We start from the raw sequence: 19,198 nt of genomic DNA on the forward strand, positions 1-19,198 counted from the left end.
TACGCCACCTTAGTTTTTTACCTCTTATTTGTAATGAACTCATCACTGTCTAGTGATGTGGTGTAGTCGTGTGTTTTTATATATCACATCACTAGCCTTTTTATATTCTTAAAGAAATAGGCTATTTCTATGTTTTCCAATGTAAGAGAACAATGGTTCTCCAATATCCGCGGCGATGTGCTGGCGGGTCTTGTTGTTGCTTTAGCACTCGTTCCCGAAGCAATTGCATTTTCGATTATTGCAGGTGTAGATCCTAAAATTGGGCTATATGCGTCGTTCTGTATCGCGGTTGTGATTTCTTTTGTCGGCGGTCGCCCAGGTATGATTTCCGCTGCAACAGGTGCCATGGCACTGCTCATGGTCGTGCTGGTGAAAGAGCATGGACTGCAATACCTACTTGCTGCGACGATCCTGACAGGGGTCCTGCAAATTGTGGCTGGGTATTTAAAGCTAGCGCAATTTATGCGCTTTGTGTCTAAATCTGTCGTTATCGGCTTTGTGAATGCCTTAGCAATTTTGATTTTTATGGCACAGTTACCTGAACTCACCAATGTCACATGGCATGTCTATGCTATGACTGCGGCAGGTTTAGCGATTATTTATTTATTCCCATACATCCCTAAAATTGGAACATTAATTCCATCGCCTTTGGTGACCATTGTGGTTTTAACCATTGTCGCAACTCTGATAGGACTGGACATTCGTACTGTCGGTGATATGGGTCAACTGCCTGATACACTGCCTGTGTTCTTGCTACCAGACATTCCACTGAACTTAGAAACACTTCGTATTATTTTCCCTTATGCAGCAGCGATGGCCGCAGTGGGCTTACTTGAGTCGATGATGACAGCCACGATTGTCGATGATTTAACTGATACTTCGAGTGACAAAAACCGCGAATGTAAAGGCCAAGGGGTAGCCAATATCGCCTCAGGTTTTATGGGCGGTATGGCAGGTTGCGCTATGATTGGTCAATCCATTATTAATGTTAAATCTGGCGGTCGTACTCGTTTATCTACATTCTGCGCAGGTATATTCTTGTTGATTATGGTGGTGTTCATTAGTGATTGGTTGAAAATCATTCCTATGGCTGCACTGGTCGCTGTGATGATCATGGTATCGATTGGTACATTTAACTGGGATTCACTCAGAAATATTCGCCAATACCCACTCTCAAGTAATATCGTCATGATCGCGACAGTTGCGATTGTTGTCGCAACCCATAACTTAGCTTATGGTGTACTGATCGGTGTGCTGTTATCTGCGCTATTTTTTGCCAATAAAATCGAACGTTATATGGCAGTTCAATCTGTTTTCGATGAAGCTAAAAGTACCCGTACCTATGTGGTTACAGGTCAGATTTTCTTTAGTTCTGCCGATAAATTTACGGCATCCTTTGATTTTAAAGAAGCTATTTCAAAAGTTGTGATCGATCTTAGTCAAGCTCATTTTTGGGATGTTTCAGCCGTAGCAGCCGTTGATAAAGTTGTGATTAAATTTAAACGTGAAGGAACGGATGTTGAACTGATCGGGATGAATGAAGCAAGTCAAACGATGGTTGATAAATTTGGTGTACATGACAAACCAAATGCGCTAGATCGTTTGGACAATCACTAGACCGCTTTCATCATTCTGTATTCCCTCTTTGTATTTCTCCCACAGGGAGAATGAGGAACGATTGAAGTTCCGCAAGAGGGATTGATGAAAGAAGTCCATTAAAAGGAAATTATAACAATGTCAAAAATTATTGCGTGTATTGATGGTTCAATCGGCACAAATACGGTATGTGATTATGCTGCTTGGTTTAGCCAAAAACTGAATGCGCCACTTGAACTTTTACATGTGATCGATACGCCGAGAGCGCAACTACCACAGGATTTAAGCGGTGCGATTGGCTTGGGAAGTCGAGAAAGCTTATTAAATGAGTTAGTAGAGCTAGATGAACGTCGAGGAAAAATTGAGATTGAACATGGCAAAATTTTGCTTCGTGAGGCAAAAAAATATGTGCTAGACAACTTCAGTCTCGATGTACATAGCTTCCAACGTCGTGGCCGTTTGTTAGAAACCATTGTCGCTTTGGAAGAAGATATTCGAGTGCTGATCATGGGAAAATATGGTACTCAAACTGCATATCATTCCGATAAAATAGGCACACAAATCGAGAATGTAGTACGTGCCATTCACCAACCTGTTTTAATTGCCTCATCACCTTTCACTCAGCCTCAATCTTTCTTAGTGGCGTTTGATGGCAGTGCAACGGCGAAGAAGTGTGTAGAGAAGATTGCGAATAGCCCTTTACTTAAAGGACTCGCTGCACATCTGGTCTATGTAGGTCAACCCAATCAAGAAATACACACTCAACTTGCTTGGGCAAAAGAACAATTAGAGTCACAAGGCTTTAATATGACATTAAGCACTTTGGAAGGTGATGTTGATGAAAGTATTCTGAATTACGCCGACCAAAAGAATATTGATTTAATGGTGATCGGTGCTTATGGGCACTCCAAAATCCGTCAATTCTTTATTGGTAGCACCACCACGAAACTATTAGTTCGCTCCACAAAACCTGTGCTATTGCTAAGATAAGCTCGGGGAAAACATTTCATTTAGCAAGGTATTTAGCTCTGCTAAGTGAAATGTAGCTTTAGGAACTGTTGTGACAAAATTTAACGCCTATACGCCTCAACTCGCCCTGATTTTTATTACTATGATTTGGGGTGGTACTTTTTTAGCGGTGCAATATGCCCTGAATTTTAGTAGCCCGATGTTTTTTGTCGGTTGTCGTTTTGCGGTGGCGGCATTGGTGATCTTGCTTATTTCAATGAAATCCATGGCTGGTTTGACGCTCAAGGAAACCCTTGCAGGTACAGCAATTGGTCTCATGATTGCCATTGGTTATGGTACACAAACCATTGGCCTGCAAACGATCCTGAGTAGTGAGTCGGCCTTTCTCACTGCGCTTTATGTTCCACTCGTTCCCATATTGATGTGGGTCATTTTCCAGAAACGGCCGTCTTTGATGACATGGATTGGCTCAGCCTTGGCGTTTACGGGGTTAGTCTTTTTAACTGGGAACGATTTTTCGAGTATCAATTTAAATTATGGGCAAATGCTCACCTTGATCTGTGCTTTTGTGATCGCTTTAGAAATTATTTTGATTGGATATTTTGCAGGGAAAGTGAATCTGAGACGTGTCACGGTGGTTCAGTTGGTGGTTGCTTCTGGATTGTCATTTGCCAGTATGCCCCTTGTTGGCGAACATAGTATTCCAACTTTTTCTTGGCCCTTAGTGATGATCGCAGTGGGCTTAGGGCTTGCCAGTGCATTGATTCAATTTGTGATGAATTGGGCACAACGTATGGTTGATCCAAGCCGTGCTGCCATCATTTATGCTGGCGAACCTGTTTGGGCAGGATTATTTGGGCGTATCGCAGGTGAACGGTTGCCGCTACTGGCGTTATTTGGTGGTTTACTGGTGGTCTTTGGGGTTTTGGTGAGTGAGTTGAAGTTTAAAATACTCAATCATCCCAAAGAAAAATAAAACTTCCGTATTAATCTTTGTTTGGTGGTTGCTTCTTCTTCAACAACATATGCGGTTGATAGTACTCTACCGTTGGTATTGGATCGTAAAATGGATGTAGTAATGCCTTCCATTCTTGATATGCCGTAGATTTCCTAAACCCTTCGGTATGATGTTCAATACTGTCCCAAAAGATCATTAGAATATAACGCTGATCATCTTGAAAATGCTTGATCAATTGCACGGCATTCAGCCCAGCCATTGGATAAATAATCGCTTTGGCTTGTTGAAATGCTGCTTCAAAAGCCTGACTTTGATTTGGCTTAATATTTAAATGCACATGCTCTATGATCATAATTAAACCTGTTTAAATTCTTCAAACACAATTTGAAGGTAATTTTTATAAAATCAAATATATGGTTATTGATATCTAAGGATACAAAGTGATATTCAAATTTTATTGAAAAAAGCGGATAAGATTATTATCCGCTTTCTGTTCAACTTACTGATACATTGGTTTATTGTCATTCAATGCAATCAAACCACGAATCGCGCGATAAACGATCCATATCCATGCAACAAAAATAACTGATACACAGAAAACTGTGCCAGACAGCGCAACACCAGCAAATGCATTTGGATTATCGCCTGTCAAAAACAGGAAGAAAAATGGGATAAAGGCAATAATATTCCACGCTAAATACCACCAAAAGGTGCGAATTTGCCAAGTAAAGTGGCTTTCAAAAATTGAACCTTGTACATCGCTACGTTTCACATAGTTAATAATCAAGGCAATGATCGCCAATAAACCACCGCTAAAAATCGCAATAATATAAAGCACATAAAGAATCAAGGTCAAAGTACGATTCGGGTCTTGATCAACAGAGTAATTCATTTTTATTTAGCTCCAAAACCTCCCTCAATGAAAAATATTGAGTGGAGAAATTAACCAACATATCAATAATATATGAAAAGCTATGGTACAGAAATAAATCTTACGAAACGGTTGTTTTTGTGTTTTATGTCTCAGTTTTTGCTGAGCAAGCCAACCAGCGCACCACCCACCCAAAGAATCAACGATATGCAGAGTCTGTTCGGGTATCCGACGATTGCCCAATTGTGCTGCTTCTTTGTCTTGTGAATACAACCAATAACTCAGTGCATTCATCAAACTCACAAAGAGCAAGGTAAACGGTGGTAATAGCTTGCTAAAACTCGCAATCACCATAAAGACAATATAAACCCCAATCCCGACTTTCATCGGCGACCATCCAGTCGTTGTGGTCGGTCGAACAGGCGCGGCTTTATGCTCAATCACTTGTGATGCTTTTAAATAAACGACCTGTTGCGCTCGATAGCGACCACGCTCATCTAAAATCACCAAATAATCTAAAGCACAGCCCACAATCGGTCTTGGGCCAGTGCGAGCAAAGTCTTTAATATGTAGAAAAACTCGCTCTTTCTTCGCATCATTGGGTTGAATAAAGCCATAGCCTTTGTCATCAAACCATTCCACTAAACGTCCTTGATCTCGCATGACTTTTTCCTAAGCTGTGATTCGTTGTAATCGGTCTAGTAACATCATTCGCATTTCAACTGGATCTTTCTGAGAAATATCTTCACCTGTACGACCATGCGCTGCATTTTTCTGCGCCACTTGCAAACGCATACTCCAGAAACGGCAGGCCGCCATCGCTAAATAAATATCTAAACACGCCAGCTCATCGTCGCTAAGCGGGCGAATCGCCTGATAAGCCGCCAAAAATGCATCTGCTTTACGCTGATCAAGATACGCTTGTGGATAGGCAGTACAGAAATCATTGATACTAATCGCAATATCAAATAGCCACTCATCTTGATTGAGTTCATAAAAATCAAGAATACCGTTTAACTGATCGCCTTCAAATAGTGTGTTGTCTCTAAATAAGTCTGAATGAATAAAGCCTACTGGACGATCAGGATGTTGTTGTGTGATGTCGGCAAACTGCTGAAAGACCAGCGCCAATAAACTTTGATCATCAATATTCATCTGTGGCTTGAGTTGTTCAGCGACATCTGACCAATACTGATGATTACGGTTAAAATCACGTTCTAGAGGAAAGCCTTGTAAAGCCAAATGCAATTTTGCTTGTGCTTGAGCAATCGCTTCAATCTGCTCAATGGTCGTATCTTCTGGATGTTCGCCCATGATCCGTGGCGCAATTTGTGCAGGTTTATCGGCAATACTATGAATCGCCTGACCGTGGTGTTTCAAGGGTACTGCCACAGGCACGCCTGCTTGTCCCAAACAATCCAGTACAGGCACCAGTTCACCTGCTCCGATCGCATCTAATTCTTCAAAAACCGTTAAAACATACTGCTTCTGATTTTGATCCACCAAAAAATAATTGGTGTTTTGAATACCGCCTTGGATTGGAATCAGGTCAATCACTGCTAAACCATAAGGCTCAGCAAAGGCTTGAACTTGTTCTAAACTCAACGGGGTATAAACCGACATGGAAAACCTGCAAAAAATAGCTGTGAAGTTTGCTAGAATACCTGTTCCCTTCATGAAGGTGTAGCACCTAAATCGGTCTCCTTTCTTTATTGGCGATTTTTTGGAAAATTTTATGCTCGCAAAACGTATTATCCCTTGCTTAGATGTTGATAATGGTCGAGTCGTCAAAGGCGTTCAATTCCTTGATATTCGTGATGCAGGTGATCCTGTCGAGGTTGCTCGTCGTTATAACGAACAAGGCGCCGATGAAATTACCTTTTTAGATATCACTGCTACCCATCATGGACGTGACACCACTTACCGCACTGTAGAACGGATGGCTGAAAGTGTATTTGTGCCATTAACCGTCGGTGGCGGTGTGCGCAAAGTAGAAGATATTCGTTTACTGCTCAATGCAGGCGCGGATAAGGTCAGCATCAACTCAGCAGCTGTATTTAATCCTGAATTTGTACAAGAAGCTTCACAACGTTTCGGTGCGCAATGTATCGTAGTTGCGATTGATGCGAAAAAAACGGGCGAAAATAAGTGGGAAATTTTTACTCACGGCGGACGTAAACCAACAGGTATCGATGCGATTGAATGGGCGGTGAAAATGGCTGATTTTGGCGCAGGCGAATTATTGATTACCAGTATGGATGCCGATGGCACCAAAGCAGGTTATGACATTGCACTGATGCGTGCGATCAATGACCGCGTCAGTGTTCCGACCATTGCGTCAGGTGGTGTAGGCAACTTACAACATTTAGCCGACGGTATTTTAAAAGGTGGCGCGGATGCGGTCCTTGCAGCTTCAATTTTCCACTTTGGTCAACATAGCATTCCTGAAGCGAAACAATATCTTGCTGAGCAAGGCATTGAAATGCGCCTCTAAACCATTTCCCTATTAACGCCAAACCTCTCAACTTTCATATTTGAGAGGTTTTTTATGTGGTCATATTTAAGGCAAAAAAATACCTTGCTGAGCAAGGTATAGAAACTGCGTATAAACAACGCCAGAGGGTAAGAGAACATACAGCCATTTTGAGTAAATTCTAAGCATTTAAAGTGCCTGAGCCAAAATAGCGATAAAAGCAGCAGAAATATTGACATTAAAACCCTATTTTATTGACAATTCACGACAGCACCCCATTTGATTTGCTCACGACCGATCAAAATACCGACCTCATCGAGGGATTCAATTCTGCACGTTGCATCCTCTAAACAATCAATTTAAGCCACAGATTGCTTTTCCGCTTCTTCAACAACAGCAGATGCAAGCAATTTTGGCTTTTGTTCCACCCACTTGGCAGGAAAAACAGATTCTATCGCTTGGGTAAGCAGCTTAGAGAATGTTGCGGGTAAAGGTATGCCCAATGGATTCGCTTCTTTTAAGTCCGCAGAAGAGACCACACGGGTTCCCATCACATAATCAAACCAAGGACGCGTCACACACCAGTTGGCATCTTGGTTTGAGTTCATATGATGATCATAATGCCAAGGGATGCTAGCTTTCGCCCAATCAGGTTCTAAATGCGCACGGCGATGCACATAATAATAATTCCCAGCACTGTAGAGTGCCGCCAAAGACATGCCTTTTGAGAATGGATAGAACGCCACGCTTGCCACCCCCGCCACCACCGCCAGTGACATCACTTCATTACGTGTGCGCCAATGTTCGAATCCTTGCACATAACATTCATCGGCAAATTCCTGCTTACGCACTTCACGATGATGGGCCCAATGTGATTCCATACTTCTCGGTACAGGACTATATCGTGGCTGCCCTGAGCGATGCACGCCATGCAAAATATATTTATGTGCAAACCATTCAAATGCATTGGCAACTGCCAAACCTGCAATAAAACCTTTTAGCATTATTTTTTCCCAATCTGTCCTTACTTATATTCAGCATATAAATTTTGGTAGGCGAAGTATTGACGATACGCTATAGTTGTATTGACAAAACACGACAAACGAAGGAGTCGACAGGATGTCTCAACTCAAGAACTATACTGGCTCTGTTTTTGGTGGTTTGGGGCATTTACTCAAAGCCTATTGCGAGGCAGAAAATATCGTTGTTCCTGAGCAATTACAACAAATTCAAAACTTAGAACGCTTCGATTATGTGATTTGGCGTGACTTGCTTGAAGATCTCAATCGCTTAGACCCCAAAACTGGACTTGGGTTAGAAATTGCAGCCTATGTGCAACCTAAACATCTCGGTATAATCGCTTACCTCGCGCTTTCATGTGAAAATTTGGGCGAAGCTTTAGCACGCTATCATGACTTTCATCGCTTAATTTATGATGGCAGCCCTTTGGTGGTCGAGTTTAATGACCCTTATGTTTCCATTCGTTGGGAAGCACCTGAACCGCATCCAACCCAACTCACCGATGAAATTGCGATTGCATTGATGGTGCAATTCCTCAAGTTGTTTATGTCAGGTGAAAGTATCCATTTACACGAAGTGCATTTCGTCAATCCGCCTCCAAAAAATATCAGCATTTATGAGCAATATTTTCGCTGCAAGGTTCGTTTTGAACAGCCTAAAACGCAACTGCTATTGCCAGTAGCTGAAGCGTTTAAACCATTAAAAAGCAGTGACCACACCCTACAACAACTGCTGTTACAGCAGGCGCAAGCTTTATTAGACAAGTTACCGAATTCAACTCAACTGGATCAACGTCTACAACATGCCATTTTGACGGGTTTGCAAAAGAACCAATATCAGATCGATTTTATTGCTGAAAAATTAGGGCTTTCTGTTCGACAGTTACAACGACATTTGCAACAACAAGGCACCACTTTTCAGGAGCGTGTACAACAAATTCGTTTTATGTTGGCGACTGAATATTTAAAAGACCCTCATCTCAGTTTACAAGAAATCGCCTTGCTGCTTTGTTATTCAGAGCAAAGTGCTTTCCAACGTGCTTTTAAACTTTGGACAGGACAGACACCGCAACAGTGGCGGAACAACAACACAATTTACAATTCGTAATAAAAATATTGATGAACTCACTGTTTCACAACTGATCCTTTTTGTTACACCCTTTATACAAGAACCTATATACCCATGTGAATTAGTTCACATTTTTTTCACAGGGGTTAAACATATCCATAATAAAGTTTTGGATGCTTGGTTTTTCTTTTTTAAAAAATATGTGGTGATAACAATGAACAAATATTTAGCAGAATTTCTTGGAACCTTTTGGCTCGTTTTTGGTGGTTGTGGTAGTGCTGTATTAGCAGCAGCCTATCCAGAACTTGGTATCGGCTTTATGGGCGTGGCATTGGCATTCGGTCTCACCGTTTTAACGGGTGCTTACGCGTTTGGTCATATTTCAGGTGGTCACTTTAACCCTGCCGTCAGTGTGGGTTTATGGGTAGGTGGACGCTTTGAAGCAAAAGAACTTGCTCCTTATATTATTTCTCAAGTAATTGGCGCAACGATCGCGGCATTGGTCCTTTACATTATCGTACAAGGTCAAGCAGGCTTTGCTGGTACAGGTGGTTTTGCCAGCAATGGTTTTGGTGATCTGTCTCCAAATAAATTTTCTCTAGGTTCTGCGTTCATCATTGAAGTAGTACTGACTGCATTCTTCATCATTATTATTATGGGAGCAACGGATCGTCGTGCGCCTGCTGGATTCGCACCGATTGCGATTGGTTTGGCTTTAACATTAATTCACTTAATCAGTATTCCAGTGACCAATACTTCAGTTAACCCTGCACGTAGTACTGGTGTGGCATTCTTTGCTGAAACAGCAGCACTCAGCCAATTATGGTTGTTCTGGGTCGCTCCAATTATTGGTGCCGTGATTGGTGCGGTGATTTATAAAATTGTAGGACGTGAGAAAGACTAATAATAAATTCTCATAAAAAAACAGCCTTCACGTAGGCTGTTTTTTTATGCTTCAATTTGCATTTAAAGAAACGGATTTTCAATTTCTTGTTCGGCTTGACGCTCGATTTGCGCAGGTAAGTTTTCTTTCTCGAGTGCCGCCACCACATCATTGATAAAGTTTTGCAGCGCTTTCGCAGTTTTTAGACCCGCTTGATCTTTAGTAATTTGCAAATTGCCATATAAGCTCACGCAATCGACCTGATTTTCTAAAGTCAGATCATAAATCGCTGAAGACTCATCACCATGTTCAAAAGGTTTAAACATCTCATTCTCACGTTGTTATTATATCGATATAGCCTGCGCCAAGCTCAATTGCTTTGCAAGATGCTCTACATTATCTCAACAATTGTAAAAAATACTGAACCAGCATATCCACCAATTGTCTGATCACTGCCTGCTTAGCTTCTTCATCAATGTGTGGCAACGAGCTTTCAGCGGCTTGGGTTCGGCCTGAACTGAATTGATTTTGCTGTGCTTGAATGCTTTCTGTAGTTGCTTCTTCTGCACACTGGCTGTGACCATCCCAATGTGAATAATGAATTTCTTTATTGGCCTTGACCTGCTGCGCGGATACAGGCAACTGATAAATATTACGCTTCTGCTGCTCGGTTAATTGTGGAAATAAATTAATTCCAAGCTTTTCTTCCAGATAGCAAACACTGACTACTTTGACCTGTAGTGACGCATTATTTGGCGCGTAATAGGCACCAATAATACCCTGCTTGGGTAAATAAACAGCTTTATACACCGCCGTAGGTACAATGACCCCATTGCCAATGGTTTTTAGTCGTTGACCTTCAAAAATCGGTCCCGTTAATACATAGGCATCTTTATGCTGCTTGGTGACAATAGAACGAACCGCTTCTTCGACCTTACGCCAGACTTCCTGATTATTCTTCGGTGCTTGAGGCACCATATTAGCCAATGAAAAACTGTCATATTGCGCCGCTTTATTATTCATATCGCCATTCGGCGCCATATGCCCACGGTCATAGCCTGAACCACGATAGTCGGATAACAAGGCGCGATGTCGCTCTGCTACACGGGTTTCTTCATGAAAATTATCTTCACGCTTAATTTTGATACTTAAACGCTGCGGGGTTAAATATTCAGCTGTCCAAAGTGGTGTTTTTGAGATGCCAGAATACATCACATTAAAATCATTAAAGCACAGGGCGTAACTGTCTTTTTGCAGACTTTCTTTATTTAATAAGGGTGGAACATCCCGATAAAATTGATTTAAACAGCCGCTATTGGTGCTCTGTAATGGAATCAATTTAGAAATTTTTTCATTGCCAAACGCAATCGCAAAGCTGCTCGTTGCGAGCAAAGCTAATAGAATCTTTCCAACATTTTGGCTCAAGAAGGTAAATTTCGTTTTACTCTTCCTCGCTGTTCTTCTGGCCATAACCGCTTCAAAATCAATATTAACGCGCAGCTTAACAAGTCAAACATGAACTGTATATTCACAAGTGGGAAAGAACGACACTTTATGTCGCCAAACTGCTCACTTGATCATCAAACAATAAAAATGGCACACGATGGTGCCATTTTTATATGCATTTTTTCTAAATTTCGATCTGACTGCCTAGCTCAACCACACGATTGGTTGGGATCTGATAGAAGTCACTCACCGGACTGGTATTCCGCTGCATCGAGATAAAGAGTTTTTCACGCCACGGGCGCATGCCTTGCTGCCCTACAGTTGAAATAATACGGTCTCTTGAAATGAAGAAACTAATCTGCATGAGATCATATTCGATTTCCAATTGCTCATAGGCTTGGCGAAGTGCCTTCGGAACATTTGGCTCGTCTTTAAAACCATAATAGATTTTTATACGATAGAAATGATCCGCTAAGGTTTCAACTGCAATCCGCTCATCCTGCGACACATAAGGTATATCTTGCACCACGACTGTGACCAAAATATTCCGCTCATGGAGCACTTTATTGTGCTTGATGTTATGTAACATCGCATGTGGCACTACATTTGGTGTTCCTGTGAGGAATACCGCGTCGCCTGAAACCCAGTGCACTTCATTGCCGATACTTTTAACGAATAAATCTAAAGGCAAAGTATCATGTTCTAATCGCGCAAAAGTAATTTCTCGACCACGTTTCCATGTCATCAAAATAGTCACCGCAATCGCCCCAATGAGGAGTGGAACCCAACCCCCAGAAAACATTTTGAGTGAGGTTGCGCTAACCAATACGATATCAATGATAAGAAATGGGATAATCAGCAATAAAACTTTTGGTAAGCTCCATTTCCATGCTGAATAAATAAATACTGCCACCAAAATTGTATCGCACAGCATGGTCAATGTCACAGCTAAACCGTATGCACTGGCTAAATTTGAGCTATTCTGGAAAATTAGAATGAGAATAATAATCGCTGCAAGCAATAACCAATTTAAAAAAGGTACATAAATCTGCCCTTCTTCTGACTCTGAAGTATGCTTAATGGTTAAACGAGGCAAATATCCTAATTGAATCGCTTGGCGGGCCAAAGAGAAAACGCCTGAAATCACGGCTTGAGAAGCAATTACGGCTGCCATCGTCGCCAGCACAATCATGGGATACAGAGCCCAACTCGGCACCAGTAAATAAAATGGATTTTCTATTGCAGCAGGATTTCTTAATAATAATGCACCTTGCCCAGCATAATTGAGTAGCAACGAAGGTAAAACAATACTAAACCATGCTAATCGAATTGGGAAAGGTCCAAAATGGCCCATATCCGCATAGAGTGCTTCACCACCAGTTACTGTCAGCACCACTGCGCCCATGATGAAAAAAGACATCACAGGATGGGTATAAATAAATTGAATCGCCCAATGTGGACTAAACATTCCCAACACCACAGGTGTTTGAATAATACTGGAGATTCCCAAAATACCCAATGACAAGAACCAGATCAGGGTAATGGGTCCAAAGAATTTACCGACAAAAGCGGTTCCTTTTTTCTGCATGAGAAATAAGGTAATCACAATCGCGATCGCGATCGGCACAATGAATGGATCTAAAACATCTGTGGCAATCGAAAGCCCCTCTACTGCTGACAATACCGAAATCGCAGGGGTAATAATGCCATCGCCAAAGAAAAGTGATGCACCAATAAAACCAATCGCAATTAAGTATATTTTTTTATCTTCTGGAATTTTTGCTTTTCTCAGGTTCAAGGCCAATAAAGCCATGATCCCGCCCTCACCGTTATTATCAGCTCGCATCACGACTGCGATGTATTTAATACTAATAATCAGGGTTAGACACCAGAAAATGATGGATAAAATACCTAAAACATTTTCAGGTTGGATACCCAGACCATGTGCTGCATGAAATGACTCTTTGAGCGCATATAATGGGCTTGTTCCAATGTCTCCAAAGACCACCCCTAAGGCTGCCAGCGTCATGGCTGGCAATGCGGTTTTTTTTGCAGCACTTTGCATATATTTCAATCAAATCGGATTTGAGATTGCGCCATATTACCACTAGCCAATAACTTTTTCTGCAAATCTATGATTTTGTCGCTTGGCAGTTGGTTTTTTTTTGGTTACTATCCCACACCTTGGTGAGGTGTCCGAGTGGCTTAAGGAGCACGCCTGGAAAGTGTGTATACGTTTGCGCGTATCGAGGGTTCGAATCCCTCTCTCACCGCCAAGATTCATTTGTTCATTTTTTCGCTTGTCTTTTTACCCAAATTCGGTAAAATTCACGCCACGTTGCCGGCATAGCTCAGTTGGTAGAGCAACTGACTTGTAATCAGTAGGTCCACAGTTCGAATCCGTGTGCCGGCACCATCAAATTCAAAAAAGGCTTAAACTCAATGAGTTTAAGCCTTTTTTTTATATGTTAGTTTTTAACAGCACTGATTTGAATATAACGTACTAAACCATCTTGATAGAGTTTTCGACATAGCTTGGCCGTCATGCCGATTTTGAATTGAGCAAGATCAAACGACTTTTTTTCTATCGCACTGGTTTCAATATATGCAGCAAATCCAGCTAAAACAGGCGCTGAAAAATCCTGAATAACAATATCACCCAAACCATGCTGTGCTAAGGTCTGTACGAGTTGTTGCTCATTCATCAAATGCCGCCACTGCACATCGGCACTTTTAAGCAGATAACGATATTGTTGTTTTTGTAGGTAACTGCAATTGTGCCAAGCATCTGACCACATCAAATAATGAAACGCGATTCGACCTTTTGAATTTAAAACTGAAGTGACCGAATTGAGAAATGAATTCAAATTACTGTGATAGGCTGCATCGATACAAATCACCGCATCAAATGAATTTAAAAAATTCAATTGTTTTAAATTCAAAAAAGATTGGCGATAGCTTTCAACCTGCGGTAAGTTTTTTTGAATTCGTTCTATACATGCGAGTTGTAACTCAACCGCACTGAGTTGTTCCACATCATATTCATTAAGCCAATGCAACAAACTCGCCCCTTGCCCACAACCTAGATCTAAAACACGATCTGATTTTTTGAGTTGGACTGAGATTGCCACTTGATCAGCTAAAGTCTGGCAAGCAAGCCTATAATGCTGCTGCGAACCTTGCTGTGGTGCTTGCCAATAACCCAAATTACTCCAAGCAAGCGGCGAGTCATCACCAAGGCGTTTTGCATCAATCGCATACTTATGCCCTAGGATTTTCTCGATCAGTGCTTGCTTGAGGTGGACCATATTAATAACCGAGTTCAGGCGCGACCGTCACTTTAGGTTTAAGCCCAACAAAAGGAGCTGGGGCACCGATAATTTCAGCAATCTTCATCGCGGAAGTGACTGCTGATTCTAAGATTGGCAAACCATCACATGACCATGAACCACAATAAAAGATTTTACGGTCGATATCTAAATGACGTTGTTGAATCTGCTTATTCAGTGCGACGGTTTCCGAATCAACCACAGCACGCGTGAGTTTCACCTTAGAAATAATTTTCTTTGGATCAATATCAATCACAGGACACCATGTTTGGAACACTGCATTTTTACCAACTAAACTTGGCTCAATTGCATTGATCCAAACCGTGAATTGCTGACGGACAAACTTACGATCCATCATATAACTCAATACCGCCCAATCTTTACGGCGCTCTGGCATAACGATTGGATCGGTATGAATGACGAGATCACCTTGCTCAAATCTGAACTTTTGTAGCAAGGCAATGTCATCGGCAAATTGAGGTTGCTTCAGGAAATTTTCGATCACAGGGGTTGGCGTTGCAATCACCACACGATCAAAAAGCTGTCTTTCACCTTGCTCATTTTCAACCAAGATTTGTTCGCCTTGTTGTTCTACTTTTTGCACAGGAGAACCACTGTGAATTTCAATCCCTTCAATTAAGCGGCTGACCAAAGCAGGTGTACCGCCCTTCATCCGTAACAAAGCTTCACCTTCAGTGAGTTGGCGAATAAATTCTAATAACGGTTTCGCAGGCCACTCACCAATGGTTTTGGGGTGACAAGTGCAGATGGTATATAGAACAGGCATCACCGTACCATGCCAAAATACTTCCTCAATATGATATTGATTCATAAATTCAGCTAAGGTGATGTCTTGATTGTCTGATTTAAAAAATTGATGCACCGCAGTTTTGAGTTGCAACATGCCTTTAACAAGTCGCCAACCATATTGTTGGATGCCTTTACGGTTATTAATGATCGGGAAATTACCAATGCGGCTACGCGACGTGGTCAACCATGTTTCAGTTCTGTCTTCAAATAACCAACTGCACGCCATAAAAGTACGTACTGGGAATGTTTCAATGCCCAAGTAGCTCGCCAAGCTCAGCGTATTTTTCCAAAGCTTTGGGTTCATCACACGTAAAGGTGCGTCAATGATCCCACCATCAAAATCGATACTATGACTATCCATGCCTCGACCAGCAAGTGCTTCGAATATTGTCACTTTATGTCCTGCATCATGTAGGATTCTGGCTGCAGCAAGCCCTGCCATTCCACTGCCTATAATTGCAATATCCAAAATTATGTCCCATCAGTTGATGATTTTTATTGATTATGACTGATCCTTAACCTAAATACGGTATTAAAAAATACCAGATTCAGCATTAAAGTCAGAGTTTTGTCGAAATGTGGTTAATATCTGTTGTTACACTTTATCACAATTAAAATTTCAACAATAAGCATATGAAATTATTAAATTTATTATACAAAAACAGCAATAATTATACAGATCCGTCTTTATTTATCCATTTTTTGTACTTGAAGGGCTTTGCAAAGGACAAAAATCGCGCTATTCTGATTAAACAATAACGAGAACTAAGTCACATAACAAGCTGAATAATTATAAGTGACAAAATATTAAAAAAATCAATAGAGCACCATTTACACCGAAAGCCCAAAACTCTAATGGAGTTTCGGGCTTTCTTATATAGACCACTGATTAATAAATGAATTAACTCGCTATTCCTCCAAATTTACCACGATTAAAATCATTAATCGCTTCCCTAATTTCAGCTTTGCTATTCATCACAAATGGGCCATAACCTTCAATGGGTTCATTCAGTGGCTGACCTGTCAAAATCAGAAATTTGCTGTTTTGTTGAGCCTTAATATTAAAATCAATCTCATCTCGACTTAAAACCACCAGACTTGGTGCTCCAATCGTTTGAGTTTCATTGAATACCACCTCTCCTGACAGCAACACAAACAATGCGCTATGCCCTTCCGTCACATAAAAGGTATGTGCTTGACCTTCAACTAAAGTTCCGTCCCATACATTAACAGGGCTAAATGTGCTTGCTGCACCTGCCGTATCCTGATATTGACCAGCAATGACGCGTAATTCACTTCCGACATCATCAAGCGCAATACTTTGAATTTGGCTGGCTTCAATGGCTTGGTATTTTGCTGGCGTCATTTTTGACTGCGCTGGCAAATTTACCCAAAGTTGTACCATTTCAAACAAACCACCCTGCTGAGCAAACTCAGGAGAATGAAACTCTTGATGCAAGATCCCTGCACCAGCTGTCATCCATTGCACATCACCCGCTTGAATCGTTCCACCACCACCCGCAGAATCTTTATGTGTCACCTCACCTTGGTAAGCGATGGTAACTGTCTCAAATCCACGATGTGGATGTGACCCCACACCATGTTGTGCTGTGGTTGGATCAAACCGATACGGAGCAGCATAATCCAAGAGTAAAAATGGACTAATACTTTGCCCTAAACGGTCATAGGAAAATAAGTTATAGACGGGAAAACCATCGCCGACCCAGTGCATCTGCTTATTTTGATACACACCGAGAATTTTTTTCATTTGGTTTCTCCTGTAAGGTAGAAGTTCTGTTATTAATATAGATTGTACGCTTCAGCGAGGACTGCTTATAGACATAGATTGACAACACATTATTCTATATATGGGACAATAAGATTAATAAAAATCGCATGAGCGCCTAGAATCATCAATCATCCTATTTTTGATATTCTTAATCTCATTTATTAGACTTCATTCAATTTATAAATTTAGCTAGCATCATTTAGAACAATACGAAAAAGAGATCATCTACGCTCTTATTCATTTTACAAAAACATGAGGAATACCACTAATGAGTCAAGACTATATTCGCCTAGACAAAGACAATGCAGCTGTACTACTTGTCGATCATCAAACAGGTTTACTGTCTCTAGTTCGTGATATTGATCCGGATAAATTTAAGAATAATGTATTGGCACTGGCAAATGCCGCAAAATATTTTAATTTACCTACCATTTTAACCACAAGCTTTGAAAATGGTCCAAATGGTCCGTTGGTCCCAGAACTAAAAGAAATATTCCCAGATGCACCTTACATCGCTCGTCCGGGTCAAATTAATGCATGGGACAATGAAGACTTTGTAAAAGCCGTCAAAGCGACAGGCAAAAAGCAATTGATTATTGCAGGTGTAGTCACCGAAGTATGTGTCGCTTTCCCTACGCTTTCAGCACTTGCAGAAGAATTTGAAGTGTTTGTGATTACTGATGCATCTGGGACGTTTAATGCCTTAACACGCGATGCTGCTTGGGATCGTATGTCTAACGCGGGCGCACAAATGATGACTTGGTTTGGCATGGCGTGTGAATTACATCGTGACTGGCGTAATGATATCGAAGGTCTAGGTGCGTTGTTCTCAAACCATATTCCTGACTATCGCAACCTGATCAATAGTTACAATCAAAACACCTCACAGAAATAAAGCTGCCACTGTACTAAAGATTAGAATAGTCAATGCTATTCTAATCTTTAGCCTTTATAGGATTTCATTTGCCGTGATGAACTCATTTGATGACTTTTACTATTTCTATCTCGTGGTGAAACATGGGGGCTTTAGTGCGGCCAGTGAAGCGGAAAATATCAGCAAATCGAAACTGAGTCGACGTATTATTGATCTAGAAAATAAGTTCAATGTCAGTCTGATTCAAAGAACAACACGGCACTTCAAAGTCACCGAACTCGGCCAAGAATTTTATGAAGAGTGTTGTAAGGTGATTGCTCAAGTTGAATGTGCTGAAAATGTATTGCTCAAACAAAAAAGTGAACCTCAAGGTTTGGTCAAAATTAGCTGTCCGCCTTTAATGATGCATTTCCAAGTACGCAAATTACTGAATCAGTTTTTAAAAAGCCATCCGAAAGTTGAAATCTCCTTAGAACTCACCAGCCGCCGTGTCGATGTATTACATGATGATATTGATATCGCGATCCGAACCAACTTTGAACCCACTGAAGATTCGAGCTTGATCGTTCGTGATGTGATCCGAACTGAGCATTGTTTGGTTGCAGCCCCCGAATTATTACAAGGTAAACACATCCAACATTATTCAGAATTACAAGATTACCCAAGTGTCGCTTTGGGTATCCAAAAGCATCAATATATTTGGCATTTGTGCAGCGTGAATCGTGATGAAACAGTTGATGTACCTTACTCACCCCGAGTAAAAAGTAATGATCTGGCTGGCGTGTATTATGCGGTAAGTGATGGCATCGGCATCGCAGACCTACCCTATTTAACCGTGCAAGCCGATATTGAGAAGGGCAAACTAATTCATATTCTCCCTGAATGGAAATCCAATCGAGGAACGGTTCAATTGGTATATGCGTCACGAAAAGGACAACGCTTGGTGGTTGAAAAGCTTATCGACACGTTAATCGATGGCCTACGTCAACTTGGGGAAACCAATAGCGGTTACTGCCTATAATTGCTAGATCAGCTTTAAAAAATAAAAAACGATCATGAATGGGCATGACCGTTTTTCATTAAAATCAATACAACAGCGCTGTGTGTAGCAG

The 19,198-nt window shown here is 41.2% G+C and carries 19 protein-coding genes and 2 tRNA genes; 10 read left to right on the forward strand and 11 right to left on the reverse strand.

The window, feature by feature from the left end:
* The first annotated feature begins 129 nt into the window (after positions 1–129).
* From EAH57_RS04285 to EAH57_RS04295, 3 genes are all read left to right on the forward strand, one after another.
* Positions 130–1,617 (forward strand): SulP family inorganic anion transporter, encoded by a 1,488-nt coding sequence (locus EAH57_RS04285; protein WP_121928974.1) that lies wholly within the window; start codon positions 130–132, stop codon positions 1,615–1,617.
* A gap of 117 nt (positions 1,618–1,734) precedes the next feature.
* Positions 1,735–2,586, forward strand: coding sequence for a universal stress protein (locus EAH57_RS04290; RefSeq protein WP_121928975.1), 852 nt, complete (start codon positions 1,735–1,737; stop codon positions 2,584–2,586).
* A 121-nt stretch (positions 2,587–2,707) separates the two neighbouring features.
* Positions 2,708–3,541 (forward strand): DMT family transporter, encoded by an 834-nt coding sequence (locus EAH57_RS04295; protein ID WP_265936487.1) that lies wholly within the window; start codon positions 2,708–2,710, stop codon positions 3,539–3,541.
* Positions 3,542–3,551: 10 nt separating this feature from the next.
* Here EAH57_RS04295 and EAH57_RS04300 read toward each other — a convergent pair whose 3' ends face one another.
* The 4 genes from EAH57_RS04300 to EAH57_RS04315 form a co-directional block, all read right to left on the reverse strand.
* Entirely contained in the window at positions 3,552–3,875 is a 324-nt protein-coding gene (locus tag EAH57_RS04300) for an antibiotic biosynthesis monooxygenase family protein (RefSeq protein ID WP_121928977.1), read from the reverse strand.
* Positions 3,876–4,022: 147 nt separating this feature from the next.
* Positions 4,023–4,415, reverse strand: a complete 393-nt coding sequence (locus EAH57_RS04305; protein ID WP_121928978.1) for a DUF4870 family protein — start codon at positions 4,413–4,415, stop codon at positions 4,023–4,025.
* A gap of 24 nt (positions 4,416–4,439) precedes the next feature.
* Positions 4,440–5,057, reverse strand: coding sequence for a DUF1294 domain-containing protein (locus EAH57_RS04310; RefSeq protein ID WP_121928979.1), 618 nt, complete (start codon positions 5,055–5,057; stop codon positions 4,440–4,442).
* Positions 5,058–5,066: 9 nt separating this feature from the next.
* Complete coding sequence (locus EAH57_RS04315) at positions 5,067–6,017, reverse strand: homoserine kinase (protein WP_121928980.1); 951 nt, start codon at positions 6,015–6,017, stop codon at positions 5,067–5,069.
* 112 nt (positions 6,018–6,129) lie between these two features.
* Here EAH57_RS04315 and hisF point away from each other — a divergent pair, with 112 nt between their 5' ends.
* Positions 6,130–6,888 carry an imidazole glycerol phosphate synthase subunit HisF gene (hisF, locus tag EAH57_RS04320; protein WP_005193936.1) on the forward strand — a complete coding sequence of 253 codons (759 nt, stop codon included), beginning with the start codon at positions 6,130–6,132 and terminating at the stop codon, positions 6,886–6,888.
* 338 nt (positions 6,889–7,226) lie between these two features.
* Here hisF and EAH57_RS04325 read toward each other — a convergent pair whose 3' ends face one another.
* Complete coding sequence (locus EAH57_RS04325) at positions 7,227–7,871, reverse strand: sterol desaturase family protein (protein ID WP_121928981.1); 645 nt, start codon at positions 7,869–7,871, stop codon at positions 7,227–7,229.
* 115 nt (positions 7,872–7,986) lie between these two features.
* Here EAH57_RS04325 and EAH57_RS04330 point away from each other — a divergent pair, with 115 nt between their 5' ends.
* The gene (locus EAH57_RS04330; RefSeq protein WP_121928982.1) at positions 7,987–8,994 is read left to right on the forward strand and encodes an AraC family transcriptional regulator; all 1,008 of its coding nucleotides are present in this window, start codon (positions 7,987–7,989) and stop codon (positions 8,992–8,994) included.
* Between the two features lie 175 nt (positions 8,995–9,169).
* Positions 9,170–9,859, forward strand: coding sequence for an aquaporin Z (aqpZ, locus tag EAH57_RS04335; RefSeq protein WP_121928983.1), 690 nt, complete (start codon positions 9,170–9,172; stop codon positions 9,857–9,859).
* Between the two features lie 62 nt (positions 9,860–9,921).
* On the opposite strand, the gene EAH57_RS04340 is transcribed toward aqpZ, so the two are convergent.
* The 3 genes from EAH57_RS04340 to EAH57_RS04350 form a co-directional block, all read right to left on the reverse strand.
* Entirely contained in the window at positions 9,922–10,164 is a 243-nt protein-coding gene (locus tag EAH57_RS04340; protein WP_121928984.1) for a hypothetical protein, read from the reverse strand.
* A gap of 70 nt (positions 10,165–10,234) precedes the next feature.
* Positions 10,235–11,308 carry a DNA/RNA non-specific endonuclease gene (locus EAH57_RS04345; RefSeq protein ID WP_121928985.1) on the reverse strand — a complete coding sequence of 358 codons (1,074 nt, stop codon included), beginning with the start codon at positions 11,306–11,308 and terminating at the stop codon, positions 10,235–10,237.
* A gap of 160 nt (positions 11,309–11,468) precedes the next feature.
* Positions 11,469–13,349: a potassium transporter Kup gene (locus EAH57_RS04350; protein WP_121928986.1), complete on the reverse strand. Its 1,881-nt coding sequence runs from the start codon at positions 13,347–13,349 to the stop codon at positions 11,469–11,471.
* Positions 13,350–13,470: 121 nt separating this feature from the next.
* Here EAH57_RS04350 and EAH57_RS04355 point away from each other — a divergent pair.
* Positions 13,471–13,560 (forward strand) — tRNA-Ser (locus EAH57_RS04355).
* 64 nt (positions 13,561–13,624) lie between these two features.
* Positions 13,625–13,700, forward strand: a tRNA-Thr gene (locus tag EAH57_RS04360).
* Between the two features lie 52 nt (positions 13,701–13,752).
* Here EAH57_RS04360 and EAH57_RS04365 read toward each other — a convergent pair.
* The 3 genes from EAH57_RS04365 to EAH57_RS04375 all read right to left on the reverse strand — a co-directional run bounded on the left by EAH57_RS04365 (position 13,753) and on the right by EAH57_RS04375 (position 17,191).
* Positions 13,753–14,592, reverse strand: coding sequence for an SAM-dependent methyltransferase (locus EAH57_RS04365; RefSeq protein ID WP_121928987.1), 840 nt, complete (start codon positions 14,590–14,592; stop codon positions 13,753–13,755).
* 1 nt (position 14,593) lies between these two features.
* A complete protein-coding gene (locus EAH57_RS04370) occupies positions 14,594–15,892 on the reverse strand; it encodes an FAD-dependent oxidoreductase (protein WP_034595740.1) in 1,299 nt (432 codons plus the stop codon).
* A 432-nt stretch (positions 15,893–16,324) separates the two neighbouring features.
* The gene (locus EAH57_RS04375; RefSeq protein ID WP_121928988.1) at positions 16,325–17,191 is read right to left on the reverse strand and encodes a pirin family protein; all 867 of its coding nucleotides are present in this window, start codon (positions 17,189–17,191) and stop codon (positions 16,325–16,327) included.
* Between the two features lie 289 nt (positions 17,192–17,480).
* Between EAH57_RS04375 and ycaC the strand changes: the two genes are divergently transcribed.
* Positions 17,481–18,107, forward strand: a complete 627-nt coding sequence (gene ycaC / locus EAH57_RS04380; RefSeq protein ID WP_121928989.1) for an isochorismate family cysteine hydrolase YcaC — start codon at positions 17,481–17,483, stop codon at positions 18,105–18,107.
* 76 nt (positions 18,108–18,183) lie between these two features.
* Positions 18,184–19,107: a LysR substrate-binding domain-containing protein gene (locus tag EAH57_RS04385; RefSeq protein WP_171407385.1), complete on the forward strand. Its 924-nt coding sequence runs from the start codon at positions 18,184–18,186 to the stop codon at positions 19,105–19,107.
* The last annotated feature ends 91 nt before the right edge of the window (positions 19,108–19,198 follow it).

The sequence above is a fragment of the Acinetobacter sp. 2JN-4 genome (genome assembly GCF_003687745.1).
Lineage (GTDB): Bacteria > Pseudomonadota > Gammaproteobacteria > Pseudomonadales > Moraxellaceae > Acinetobacter > Acinetobacter halotolerans.

Bases quoted from the DNA above. Each gene is read 5' to 3' on its own strand.
- EAH57_RS04345 (WP_121928985.1), bottom strand. From the start codon at position 11,308: ATGGCCAGAAGAACAGCGAGGAAGAGTAAAACGAAATTTACCTTCTTG.
- EAH57_RS04375 (WP_121928988.1), bottom strand. From the start codon at position 17,191: ATGAAAAAAATTCTCGGTGTGTATCAAAATAAGCAGATGCACTGGGTC.
- EAH57_RS04310 (WP_121928979.1), bottom strand. From the start codon at position 5,057: ATGCGAGATCAAGGACGTTTAGTGGAATGGTTTGATGACAAAGGCTAT.
- EAH57_RS04290 (WP_121928975.1), top strand. From the start codon at position 1,735: ATGTCAAAAATTATTGCGTGTATTGATGGTTCAATCGGCACAAATACG.
- EAH57_RS04305 (WP_121928978.1), bottom strand. From the start codon at position 4,415: ATGAATTACTCTGTTGATCAAGACCCGAATCGTACTTTGACCTTGATT.
- aqpZ (WP_121928983.1), top strand. From the start codon at position 9,170: ATGAACAAATATTTAGCAGAATTTCTTGGAACCTTTTGGCTCGTTTTT.
- EAH57_RS04365 (WP_121928987.1), bottom strand. From the start codon at position 14,592: ATGGTCCACCTCAAGCAAGCACTGATCGAGAAAATCCTAGGGCATAAG.
- EAH57_RS04325 (WP_121928981.1), bottom strand. From the start codon at position 7,871: ATGCTAAAAGGTTTTATTGCAGGTTTGGCAGTTGCCAATGCATTTGAA.
- EAH57_RS04385 (WP_171407385.1), top strand. From the start codon at position 18,184: ATGAACTCATTTGATGACTTTTACTATTTCTATCTCGTGGTGAAACAT.
- EAH57_RS04330 (WP_121928982.1), top strand. From the start codon at position 7,987: ATGTCTCAACTCAAGAACTATACTGGCTCTGTTTTTGGTGGTTTGGGG.
- EAH57_RS04340 (WP_121928984.1), bottom strand. From the start codon at position 10,164: ATGTTTAAACCTTTTGAACATGGTGATGAGTCTTCAGCGATTTATGAT.
- EAH57_RS04300 (WP_121928977.1), bottom strand. From the start codon at position 3,875: ATGATCATAGAGCATGTGCATTTAAATATTAAGCCAAATCAAAGTCAG.
- EAH57_RS04315 (WP_121928980.1), bottom strand. From the start codon at position 6,017: ATGTCGGTTTATACCCCGTTGAGTTTAGAACAAGTTCAAGCCTTTGCT.
- EAH57_RS04350 (WP_121928986.1), bottom strand. From the start codon at position 13,349: ATGCAAAGTGCTGCAAAAAAAACCGCATTGCCAGCCATGACGCTGGCA.
- hisF (WP_005193936.1), top strand. From the start codon at position 6,130: ATGCTCGCAAAACGTATTATCCCTTGCTTAGATGTTGATAATGGTCGA.
- EAH57_RS04285 (WP_121928974.1), top strand. From the start codon at position 130: ATGTTTTCCAATGTAAGAGAACAATGGTTCTCCAATATCCGCGGCGAT.
- ycaC (WP_121928989.1), top strand. From the start codon at position 17,481: ATGAGTCAAGACTATATTCGCCTAGACAAAGACAATGCAGCTGTACTA.
- EAH57_RS04295 (WP_265936487.1), top strand. From the start codon at position 2,708: ATGATTTGGGGTGGTACTTTTTTAGCGGTGCAATATGCCCTGAATTTT.